The 10,672-nt window shown below is 63.4% G+C and carries 8 protein-coding genes; 6 read left to right on the forward strand and 2 right to left on the reverse strand.

The window, feature by feature from the left end:
- The first annotated feature begins 62 nt into the window (after nt 1-62).
- Genes QZY48_RS10850 through QZY48_RS10860 form a run of 3 tightly spaced genes read left to right on the forward strand, consistent with a single transcriptional unit; the run spans nt 63 to nt 4,253 of the window.
- Entirely contained in the window at nt 63-1,781 is a 1,719-nt protein-coding gene (locus tag QZY48_RS10850) for a DUF262 domain-containing HNH endonuclease family protein (RefSeq protein WP_295430876.1), read from the forward strand.
- Nucleotides 1,782-1,840: 59 nt separating this feature from the next.
- A complete protein-coding gene (locus tag QZY48_RS10855) occupies nt 1,841-2,950 on the forward strand; it encodes an AAA family ATPase (protein WP_295430877.1) in 1,110 nt (369 codons plus the stop codon).
- 55 nt (nt 2,951-3,005) lie between these two features.
- A complete protein-coding gene (locus tag QZY48_RS10860) occupies nt 3,006-4,253 on the forward strand; it encodes an ISL3 family transposase (RefSeq protein ID WP_295430878.1) in 1,248 nt (415 codons plus the stop codon).
- 239 nt (nt 4,254-4,492) lie between these two features.
- On the opposite strand, the gene QZY48_RS10865 is transcribed toward QZY48_RS10860, so the two are convergent.
- Together QZY48_RS10865 and QZY48_RS10870 are read right to left on the reverse strand one after the other, a co-directional pair.
- Nucleotides 4,493-5,779, reverse strand: a complete 1,287-nt coding sequence (locus QZY48_RS10865) for an ISKra4 family transposase (RefSeq protein ID WP_295430879.1) — start codon at nt 5,777-5,779, stop codon at nt 4,493-4,495.
- A gap of 44 nt (nt 5,780-5,823) precedes the next feature.
- Nucleotides 5,824-5,958, reverse strand: coding sequence for a hypothetical protein (locus QZY48_RS10870; protein WP_295430880.1), 135 nt, complete (start codon nt 5,956-5,958; stop codon nt 5,824-5,826).
- Between the two features lie 178 nt (nt 5,959-6,136).
- On the opposite strand from QZY48_RS10870, the gene QZY48_RS10875 reads away from it, so the two are divergent.
- The 3 genes from QZY48_RS10875 to QZY48_RS10885 all read left to right on the forward strand — a co-directional run bounded on the left by QZY48_RS10875 (nt 6,137) and on the right by QZY48_RS10885 (nt 10,360).
- Nucleotides 6,137-6,868, forward strand: a complete 732-nt coding sequence (locus QZY48_RS10875) for a 16S rRNA (uracil(1498)-N(3))-methyltransferase (protein ID WP_295430881.1) — start codon at nt 6,137-6,139, stop codon at nt 6,866-6,868.
- Nucleotides 6,869-7,149: 281 nt separating this feature from the next.
- A complete protein-coding gene (locus tag QZY48_RS10880) occupies nt 7,150-7,458 on the forward strand; it encodes a hypothetical protein (protein WP_295430882.1) in 309 nt (102 codons plus the stop codon).
- A 16-nt stretch (nt 7,459-7,474) separates the two neighbouring features.
- Nucleotides 7,475-10,360, forward strand: a complete 2,886-nt coding sequence (locus QZY48_RS10885; RefSeq protein WP_295430883.1) for an EAL domain-containing protein — start codon at nt 7,475-7,477, stop codon at nt 10,358-10,360.
- Nucleotides 10,361-10,672 lie beyond the last annotated feature (312 nt).

The raw sequence follows: 10,672 nt of genomic DNA on the forward strand, positions 1-10,672 counted from the left end.
AACCAAGATACGGATCAGCCGCTCATCATCGTTCGCCCGCCAGCCGGCCCGGCGGAGGCACCATGGCCGCAACCAACTTCAAAACCGAGAACAATACCTTCCGCAAGCTCATCGGCAATGGCCTGAGCTACCGCATCCCCCGGTTCCAGCGCGATTACAGTTGGACCGACGAGGAATGGGAGGATCTGTGGCAGGACCTGCAGGGCACCCTGCAACCCGACGGCGAGCCGGCCCACTATCTGGGCTATCTGGTCCTCCAGTCACCCGACGATAAGGCCTTCGAGGTCATCGACGGCCAACAGCGCCTGACCACGGTTACCATCATCATCCTGGCCATCCTCAAACACCTGCAGCGTCTGGTCGACGCGGGCAAAGAGCCGGCGGACAACGCCCGGCGCATCACCCAGATCCGCCAGACCTACATCGGCTATCTCGACCCCGTCACCCTGGTCTCGCGCCCCAAGCTGACCCTCAACCGCAACAACAACAGCTACTTCCAGGACTATCTCGTCCCCCTGGGGCACTTGCCGCGCCGCGGCTTCCGGGCCTCCGAGCACCTGTTGCGCAAGGCCTTCGAGTGGTTCGACAAGCGCATCGGGGAGGGCCTCAAACAGGAGACCGGAGACCAGGGCCCGCGTCTGGCCCAACTGGCCGAGGACCTGACCGACCGGCTCTTCTTCACCGTCATCACCGTGACCGACGAGTTGAACGCCTACAAGGTCTTCGAGACCCTCAACGCCCGCGGGGTGAGACTCTCCGCCACCGACCTGCTCAAGAACTACCTGTTCTCGGTGCTGGACCGGGGCGGGGAAAACGACCATGAGTTGCGCAACCTGGAAGGGCGCTGGGAGGCCATGGTCGGGCGCCTGGGGGCCGAGAGCTTTCCCGACTTCCTGCGCGTGCATTGGAACAGCCGCCGCCCCTTCGCGCGCCAGGCCGAGTTGTTCAAGACGATTCGCGGCCAGGTCAAGACCCGCGAGGCGGTCTTCCAACTCCTGCGCGACATGGAAGAGGACCTGGATACCTATCTGGCAATGTCTTCCCCGGAGGTCTCCGACTGGTCGCGAGAACTCAAGGCCCTGGCCGGCACCCTGCGCACCTTCAATGTTCGCCAGCCCTTCCCCCTGCTCCTGTCGGCCAGGCGCCACTTCGCGGAGACCGAATTCCTCGGCCTGGTGCGCGCCTGCGTCGTCATCTCGCTACGCTACAACATCATCTGCGGCTACAGCCCGGCCGAGCAGGAGCGCACCTACAACGCGGTTGCCGAGCGCATCGCCCGCGGCGAGATCCCGTCCTTAAGTGCCGCACTGGCCGCCATGACCGGTGTCTATCCCAACGATGCCGCCTTTCGGGCCGCGTTCGCCGACAAGACCATCCGCACCACCCAATCGCGCAATAACCGCGTGGCCCGCTACATCCTCTGCGCCCTGGAGCGTCACCTGGCATCGGAACACGACTACGACTTCACCAGCGACGCGTTCACCCTGGAGCACGTCTTGCCCCAGAATGCGCAGACGGGTTGGGACAGCTTTACGGACGCAGAGGCAGAGGCCCTGGCCGACCGCCTGGGCAACCTGACCCTGATGAAGGCGGGGGCCAACCGGGACCTGGGTAATGCCCCATACCCAGTCAAGCGCACCGCCTACGCGCGCAGCGGTTTTGCCATCACCCATCTCTTGGCGCAGGACTACGCCGAATGGACGCCCGAGCGGATCGCCGCCCGTCAGGTCTGGATGGCCAATCAAGCCACCTCGATCTGGCGCATCGCCCAACTGGCGTAACGAGTCATCGACATGAGCCGGATCCGATCGATTCACCAGCACAGACAAGCGGAGGGCGCATGTATATCGGCAAGGTGATCCTGAAGAACGTCCGCGGCTTCGCCGAGTTGGCGTTCGACCTCGCGCGGCCCGATGGCAGCTACGCGGGGTGGACGGTCTTCACCGGCGATAACGGTTCCGGCAAGAGTACGCTCTTAAAGGCTATTGCGGTCGGACTTGCCGGAAAAGATGCCGCTCGCGCCTTGCAACCGAACTTCAAGGGCTGGATTCGGGACGGGATCGCTGACGAGGCGTCCATCCAATTGGAAATCGTCAGACGCACTGATGACGACTCCCTGGCGGCGGGTGGTCGCGCACCGTCGCTGTCGAAGAGTTTTCCCGCCAAGCTGGTCCTAAAGAATGGCGGAAGGGAGACCACGCTCTACTCGGTCCTTCCGGACGAGAAGCAGAATCAGAAAAACTACTCCACCCCTGACCGCACCATTTGGGCCAATGATGCCAAGGGGTGGTTCTCCTGCGGATACGGCCCTTTCCGCCGTGTCTTCGGCGCTTCCCCCGAGGCCGCACGTCAGATGGTGTCGCCCTCAACCGAGCGCTTCGTTACCATGTTCCAAGAGGCGGCATCTCTGGCTGAAGTGGATCAGTGGCTACGTAACCTCAACCATAAGGCATTGGAAAACCGGGTTGCCGAACGGGCACAACTGGAGTTGCTGCTTGAGATCCTCCGCGATGAGTTGATGCCGAATCAGATCGTCGTCGATCGCGTTGACTCCGATGGCCTCTGGCTCAGGGATCGCAACGGGGTGCAACTCTCCTGGGAGGAGATGAGCGATGGCTATCGCGCGGCCCTGGCCCTGCTCACGGACATCCTGCGCCACCTGATCAGCGCTTACGGCACCGAGGATCTGACCGAGCGAGTAGACGGGACGCTTCGCATCAAACGCAGTGGAGTGGTCCTCATCGACGAGGTCGATGCCCATCTGCACCCGGAATGGCAGCGCGAGATCGGGTTCTGGCTCAAGCGGCACTTCCCCAACATCCAGTTCCTGGTCACCACCCATAGCCCCATCATTTGCCAGGCAGCCGATCCCAACGGTCTTTTCGTGTTGCCGGAACCGGGCAGCAGCGCAGGCTCTTCAGGATTTCGTGGGGTCGTAAATGCTGTATAATCAGATATATATGCGCAGCTTCGCGCCAGACTTCAATTCGGTCTAAGTTATTAATATGATCAGTAACGAGCAATTCAAGATTTTATTGGGCCTGCCAGATATTGAAATTGAGCGTATTGAGTTTGAGGGTAAAAATACAGTCAATATTTTCGTCGCGAGTACTAAGGATGGCGGTCACTGTCATCGTTGTGGAAAGCCGATCGATAATTGTTACGGAGTCGGCCAAGAGATCCGCCTACGTCATTTGCCAATTTTTGGTTATAAGACCTATATTGTGATCCGACCAAAGCGCTACCAATGCCAGACATGCGATCAAGAGCCGACCACAACTCAACAACTTGACTGGTATACACCGAAGAGTCCTTTCACTAAAGCTTTTGAACGGGAAGTTATGCGCTCCCTGATAAACAGCACGATTCAAGATGTCAGCCATAAGCTGGATCTTGGACCCGACGCAATTGAGGGCATCCTTGACCGAACCGTTGATGCCGCGGTGGATTGGAAAAAAATCCAATCGATCAAGGTCATCGGGATTGACGAAATCGCCTTGAAAAAGGGACATCGTGATTTCGTGACTATTATCAGCAGTTATGTCGAAGATGAGTTAATCGTTCTAGGCATCCTGGTCAATCGTACGAAAGCAATTGTTTTGGAGTTTTTTCGCAGCATTCCCAAGCGGTTACGGAAAACCGTCGAATTCGTATGCTCCGATTTGTATCAGGGGTTTATCGGTGCAGCAAAGGCCGTTTTCGGGAAGCGTGTTGCGGTCTGCGCGGATCGTTTTCATGTTGCAAAACTGTATCGTGAAGCCTTAGAAGTCTTACGGAAGAAAGAAATGAGGCGGCTGCAAAAAGAACTATCGAAGCTAAACTACAATTCGTTAGAAAACGTGCTCTGGATCGTGCGAAAACCATTTGATGAACTTACTGCTGATGAACGGCGAATATTAAATCGGCTGTTTGATTTCTCGCCGAAATTACGACAAGCCTACGAGTTATGCAATTCATTAACTTCTATTCTCAATGCCCCATTATCTAAGGGTCAAGGAAAGCGAAAAATAAAAGGCTGGATTCAGCGGGTCATCAATAGCAAACTCACATGCTTTAACCGTTTCCTGAAAACGCTCGAAGGTCACATGGAAGAAATTACAAACTATTTTATCGGTCGAAAAAACAGCGGCTTCGTGGAGGGACTTAACAATAAGATTAAAGTGCTCAAGCGTCGATGCTATGGCATCACAAACCATCGCCGACTATTCCAAAGAGTGTACCTCGATCTGCACGGCTATGCGATGTTCGCCTAGCACCCTAAAAAAATCAAATGGTTATGTTTTTCCGTTCAGCGTAATTTCGCAATGCCCGTGTACGCAGGAGATCGCTATTATGCGACTGACTTTTAAGTATTTTTTTGATTCCTTTAAGTCCTGAAGAGCCTTGGTGATTTCCTTAAGTTATTGATTAATAAGCAAGTAAAGAGTTGCCGATGGATGGTCGAAGTCTAAAGATATCCTGCCATGAAGGGTGCGGCCTTGAAATAATATGCCTAACCGCGGCACTCAACCCCCACCTGGTCGATCTTCTGCCAGAGCTGTGCCCATCTTCCGGTGGTATGCGTCAGTGCGCGTAGGCTGAGCACAATCTTGGCCCCTTTGTTCTTCCAGCGCATCCCGGAGGCACACAGCCGTTGCTTGACCAAGGTCTTGCAGGCGGCCTCGGTAACGCCCGATCCGATCGGCAGTCCCGCGGCGACGAAGCCGGGGTAGTCCATTTGGTGGCGATGGTTGGTGAAGTAGGTCCAAGCGCTGAGGACGTCGTCGCGCAGCGTCTGCGAGAGGGTGTGGCGCTGCGACAGGCGCGCGGCCTCGCCGATAAGCAGGTCAAGCGCGGCGGGGTCGTGCTTGAGCATCGTGCAGTGCGCGCTCTGCCACTGCGCGCGCTTGCCTTCGGCCTGGCGCTGCGGATGGGTCGCTTGGGCGATTTTGCCGACGTATTCCGTTGCATGGAAAAAATCGATCAACTGGCGATCGGTGTGTTGCTCGAGGAACCGCCAGTTGCTTGCCGCCCCGTCGGCGATGCCCAGGTACAGCGCCTCGGGGAAGTGCTGCTTGGCGCGTCGGATCTCGCGCTCCATGCGTTGCCGAAACTCCTGCTTGCCGTACTCGGGTGCCGCAGCGAGGTAGATGGTGTGCTGGCGCTCGCCCTCGCCGTCGTAAAACGAGAGGGTTCCGACCATGGCTTCGCGCCAGCCCGCACTGTCGGCCATGGGGATCATGGCGCCGTCGAGGCTGACCACGACGGTCGCGATGGGCGTCTCAAGCGCCGGCATCGCGTACTCCCAGTCCTCCTCTTTGGCCGTGGCGATGGTGCCTACCCACTCCGCAACATTCTGAATAGACGAGGTAGCGATCGTCCGACCGTGGTTCTGCTCAAGGTCGGCCTGCACCGCGCGCACGTTGAGCTGCGCATACTTGTGGCTGAGTTGACTGGCGAACCGGGGGGTCGCCCCGCGCACGATCCGCGCCTGGTGCTCGAGCGGACAGTAAATCCGCCCGCCGCGCGAGCTCTGGTAGACATAACGCTCGACCTCGACCGGCCCGTAAGGCGTTTGGTACTCCTTCGGATCGCGCCCGCGCGCGGTCAGCTTGATCGCACCGACGCGGATCGCACTGCCATCGGTGTCGAAAGGCTGCGGCGCCTCCTCAGTGGCGCAGCATCCCACCGCATTGGTGGCTTCCTGGATTGCTCCTTCCATGTCCAGCAGGCTGCCGCTGAGTCGCACCGTCACCTCGACCGTCACCTCGTCGCCCGATCTCCTGACCACCTTCGTCACGACTGCACCTTCTCGTCTAGTCACAGAAGGTTACGAGATACTCCTCAAAGGCACGTCATGTCAAGGCCGCACCCCACCCGGCCGCCGTTGACCAGTACCCGGCAATGTTCCAGGTAATAGAGATTGGCGCGCTTGGAGTGAAGGATCGTTTTGAGGTCTGATGGTGTCAGGTCTTCCATACCGGATGATCGCTCCTCACGATGATACGAACTTTCCGATATTACCACAAAATAGTCACAGATTAACGAGCATCGTGACGGAAATCGGGCGAAGAGTTCGATCCAGGCGCCACGCCTGTCGCGAGCGTTAAGATAGCGCCCTCAGCCCACCAACCATCGGCACCCGCCCCCGCCGCCCATGCGTATCCCCCGCGTCTATCTCGACCACCCGCTCGACCCGCAGACCGAACTGCGCCTGCCGGAGGGGCCGGCGCGCCATCTGTCACAGGTCTTGCGGCTCGGACCCGGGGACGGGCTGGCGTGCTTCAATGGGGACGGGCGGGACCGCGCCGCGCAGGTGGTGGCGGTCGGCCGGCTGGGGGTGGTCCTTGCGATCGGCGCGGCCGGTGCCGTGGAGCCCGAGCCGGTCCTGCGGGTCTTTCTGGGCCTGGGGATCTCGCGGGGGGAGCGCATGGATTACGCGATCCAGAAGGCGGTGGAGTTGGGCGTGGCCGGGCTCTGGCCGCTGTTTACCGAGCGCAGTATGGTGCAGCTCCAGGGGGAGCGGCTCCAGCGACGGCTGGAACACTGGCGGGGCGTCTCGATCGGCGCCTGCGAGCAGTCGGGGCGTCGCCGCCTGCCGGCCCTGGCGGACGCCCTGCCCTTGGCGCAGTGGCTGGCCGCGGCGGCGCCGGGGGCGCTGCTGCTGGACCCGCGGGTGCCCCAGGCGCTGGCGCAATGGGCGCCGCCGGGGCCCGACGTGACCCTGTTGGTGGGGCCCGAGGGGGGGCTGAGCCCGCGGGAACTGGACCTGGCGCGTCGCCATGGGGTGGTCGGGGTGCGGCTGGGACCCCGGATCCTGCGCGCGGAGACGGCACCGCTCGCCGCGCTTGCGGTGCTCCAGGCGTTGTGGGGGGATTTGCGGGATTAGGGATGGCGGGGGGGCGGGGGCTGCGCGGCACTGCCATTCGGTTGAGCCGCAATGGCTGGTGGGAGCGCCGCACCCCAGTGCGGCAGGGCCTCGGCGCAACCCGTACCGGCGGGGTTTTCTGCGAGATCGCGCCGCACGGGGGTGCGGCGCTCCCAGGGCGTGCGCGGGCGGCAATCGGCCGAGGCGCCGATAGCGGGCGGGTATAATGGCGGCTGTTTCGGATCTCAGTCCCCCGCCGCCGGACCCGCGACGACGCAATAACCACTACAGGATCGGCACCGATGACGCACCGCTTTACCCCGCGCAGCCGCCCCCCGTCCCGGGGCGATCGGCTGATCACCGGGCTGACCGCCGGACTGATCCTGCTGCTGCTGGCTGCCTGTGACGACGCCACCGCGCCCACGGCGGCCCCGGCGGGGGCGCCCGCGACGGCGCGCCCGCGCATCGCGCTGGTGATGAAGACGCTGACCAATCCCTTTTTCATCGAGATAGAGCGGGGCGCGCGCCGGGCGGAACAGGAGCTCGGGCTGGAGACCCGTGTCATTACGAGCGATACCCTGGCCGGCGCCGCGCCCCCCGGGCCGCCTTAGGACCCCAGCAACCGCCATGGCCCTGTTGCGCGCCACCCCGCGGATCACCCGCAAGTTCATCCTCTATCTGATGATGGTGAGCGTACTGCCGCTGCTGGCGGTGAGCTATGCCTCCTATCAGAGCGCGCGCGACACGGTCCTGGCCCAGGCACGGCAGACTGTCGCGGCCCTGGTGGACGGCCAGGTGCGGCTCCTGGACCGCACCCTGGACCAGGTGGAGGGCCTGATTGCCAACCTCTCCGGGATCGAGGACATCGGCCGCGGGTTCGCCCGCGATGAACCGCAGGATGACTATGGCCGTCTCGCCACCCAGGCGCGCATCGGCTATATCCTGAACGGCTATCTGAACCTGGACGGACTGGTCTCGATCGACCTGTTCGCCGCCGACGGGCAGCACTTTCATGTCGGCGACACCCTGGACGGGAGTCGGCTGGATCAGGCCGTCCGCGACCGCCTCTATGCCCAGGCCCAGGCGTCCGGACGGACCGTCTACTGGACCGGGGTCAGCGCCAACGTCAACGAAGCCTCCCGTCACCCCCAGGTGCTGGCCGCGGCCCGGGTGCTCATGCATACGGACCGCGCCACCCTCAACACCAAACCCATCGGGCTCATCGTCGTCAATCTGGACCCCAGGTCCCTGGGGCGCCAGTTCGGCGCGGCGCGGCTGCGCACCGGGGCCTTCCTGACCCTGATCGACCAGCAGGGCCGCCTGCTCTATGACCCGGACCCGCAACGGGTGGGCCAGGACGCGGACCCCGGTTTCCTTGCCGCCGCGGCCCGTGCGGTAAACCGCTCCGGCGCCGTCCGGCTCCAGTGGCGGGCCAGCCCCTACCTGCTCAACTGCGAGGCGGTGGCGCGCGCCGACTGGACCCTCTGCCACGCTATCCCGGAACGCACCCTGTTCGCGGAGATTCGGGTCATTCGCCAGACCGCGTTCGTGGCCCTGGTGCTGGGCTTCCTGGTGGTGGCAGGCGCCACCTGGGTCTACTCCCAGGACCTGGTGCGGCCGATCCTGGAGGTCATCACGAGCTTCAAGCGGCTCCAATCCAACAGCCTGGACCCCAGTACCCGGCTGCCGGTGCGCACCCGTGACGAGATCGGCGAACTGGTCAGTGGGTTCAACGCCTTCATGGACACCCTGTCGGCCCACGCCGCGGCGGACCGGGCCCTGCGCGCCAGCGAGGAGCGCTACGCCCTGGCGGTCAGGGCCACCAACGATATCCTGTGGGACTGGGACCTGCAGACCCAGGCGCTGTACCTCTCCCCCCGTTACCAGGACCTGCTGGGCCTCACCGACACCCGCCTGGAGCGCACCCCGGACGATTGGCTGGAGCGCATCCACCCGGACGACACCGACGCCGTGCGCCTGGAGATCGGCCGCCACCTGGACGGCAGCACGGACTTCTTCTGCCACGAGTATCGGCTGCGCCACCACAACGGCGGCTATCTGTGGTTTCTGTCGCGGGGGCTGGCGGAGCGCGATGGCGACGGCCTGCCGATCCGCATGGCGGGCTCCCACACCGACATCAGCGACCGCAAACGGGCCGAGGAGCAACTGCGCCACGATGCCCTCTACGACCACCTGACCGGGCTGCACAACCGCACCTGGCTCCAGGCCCGCCTGGAGCGGATGTTGCGGGGCGGTGGCGGCGCGCGGCGGCTCAGTCTAGCCGTGTTGTTCATCGACCTGGACCGCTTCAAGACCATCAACGACACCCTGGGACACGAGGCCGGGGACGCCCTGTTGATCGCGGTCGCCGCCCGGCTGCGCGCCGAACTGCGCGCGGAGGACGGGCTGGTGCGCCTGGGGGGCGACGAGTTCGTGGTACTGGTCACCGAGGGGCGGCGCGCCGCGGACCTGGCCGCCCGGCTCATCAGCGCCCTGGGCCGGCCCTTCCTGCTGGGGAACCAGGAGGTCCAGACCGGCGCCAGCATCGGCATCGCCCACGCCGGCCCCGACTACCGCAGCGCCGACGAGGTCCTGCGCGATGCGGATATCGCCATGTACCAGGCCAAGGACCAGGGCAAGGGGCGCTTCCAGGTCTTCGACCACGGCATGCGCGAGCGCATCGTCAGCCGCCTGGAGATGGAAAAGGCCTTGGGGCACGCCCTGAGCACCGATCAACTGACCCTGGTCTATCAGCCGATCGTCTCCATGGAAGGCTATCGGCTGGAGGGGTTCGAGGCCTTGGCGCGCTGGGTCCACCCCGGCTTGGGCCCGATCCCCCCGGACCAGTTCGTCGCCATGGCGGAGGAGAGCAACCTCATCATCCCCCTGGGTCGCTGGGCCTTCAGTAAGGTCTGTCGGCGGCTGCGCACCTGGCAGTCACTGATCGCGCCGGGCGCACCGCTGCGCATCGCGGTGAATTTCTCGCCGCGCCAACTGTTCGACGAGGACCTGATCGACGCCATCCCGCGCATCCTGGACGATCACGGGGTAAGCGGCGAGCGCCTGGTCATCGAGGTCACCGAGACCGCCATCCTGGATGAGACCCAGGCCGCCGCCCGGGTCCTGGAGCGCCTGCGCGCACTGGGGATCCGGGTGCATCTGGACGACTTCGGCACTGGCTACTCCTCCCTGAGCCACCTGGCGGGATTGCCCATCGACGCGATCAAGATCGACCGCTCCTTCGTCAACGAGATCGAGACCAGCGAGCGCAAGCGGGTCATGCTGCACGGGATCATCCTGCTCGCCCGTCAGCTCGGCATCACCACCATCGCCGAGGGGGTGGAGACCGCGGGCCAGGCCGGCATCCTGCTGGCCGAGGGCTGCGACTATTGCCAGGGCTACCTCGTCTCCTACCCGCTCACGGCCGCGGATGCCGCCGGGCTCTTGAGCGCCCGGGGCGAGGCGGGGGGCACCCGGGGCGGGTTGGGTCTGGTGCCCGCGGGCGGGGGCTGAGGAACGAACGCCAAGGTTGCCGGGTTGGCGCCGCGGCGTTACCGTGAAAGTCGCGCAGCGACGCTGTGGGAGCGGCTTGCGCCGCGACGGGCCGCGCGGGGAACGCGATGTCTCTTGGATATGTCGGCAACGGCCACCGGCTAACGGTCATGGCACCCGCGCCACCCCGGAACATGAAAGTCCTCTCGACCGCTAGCTCGATGGCCAGCGTGCGGGGCGGCGTAGTCAGGGCTTCCAGCCCTGACTGTTCCAACCCCGACACCGTCAGGCCAGGATGGCCTGACTACGCACTTTCACGGTAAAGCCTCGACC

It is taken from the genome of uncultured Thiodictyon sp., assembly GCF_903828115.1.
GTDB lineage: Bacteria > Pseudomonadota > Gammaproteobacteria > Chromatiales > Chromatiaceae > Thiodictyon.

Excerpts from the sequence above, each read along its gene's own strand:
- QZY48_RS10855 (WP_295430877.1), top strand. The coding sequence starts at position 1,841 with ATGTATATCGGCAAGGTGATCCTGAAGAACGTCCGCGGCTTCGCCGAG.
- QZY48_RS10875 (WP_295430881.1), top strand. The coding sequence starts at position 6,137 with ATGCGTATCCCCCGCGTCTATCTCGACCACCCGCTCGACCCGCAGACC.
- QZY48_RS10860 (WP_295430878.1), top strand. The coding sequence starts at position 3,006 with ATGATCAGTAACGAGCAATTCAAGATTTTATTGGGCCTGCCAGATATT.
- QZY48_RS10850 (WP_295430876.1), top strand. The coding sequence starts at position 63 with ATGGCCGCAACCAACTTCAAAACCGAGAACAATACCTTCCGCAAGCTC.
- QZY48_RS10885 (WP_295430883.1), top strand. The coding sequence starts at position 7,475 with ATGGCCCTGTTGCGCGCCACCCCGCGGATCACCCGCAAGTTCATCCTC.
- QZY48_RS10880 (WP_295430882.1), top strand. The coding sequence starts at position 7,150 with ATGACGCACCGCTTTACCCCGCGCAGCCGCCCCCCGTCCCGGGGCGAT.
- QZY48_RS10870 (WP_295430880.1), bottom strand. The coding sequence starts at position 5,958 with ATGGAAGACCTGACACCATCAGACCTCAAAACGATCCTTCACTCCAAG.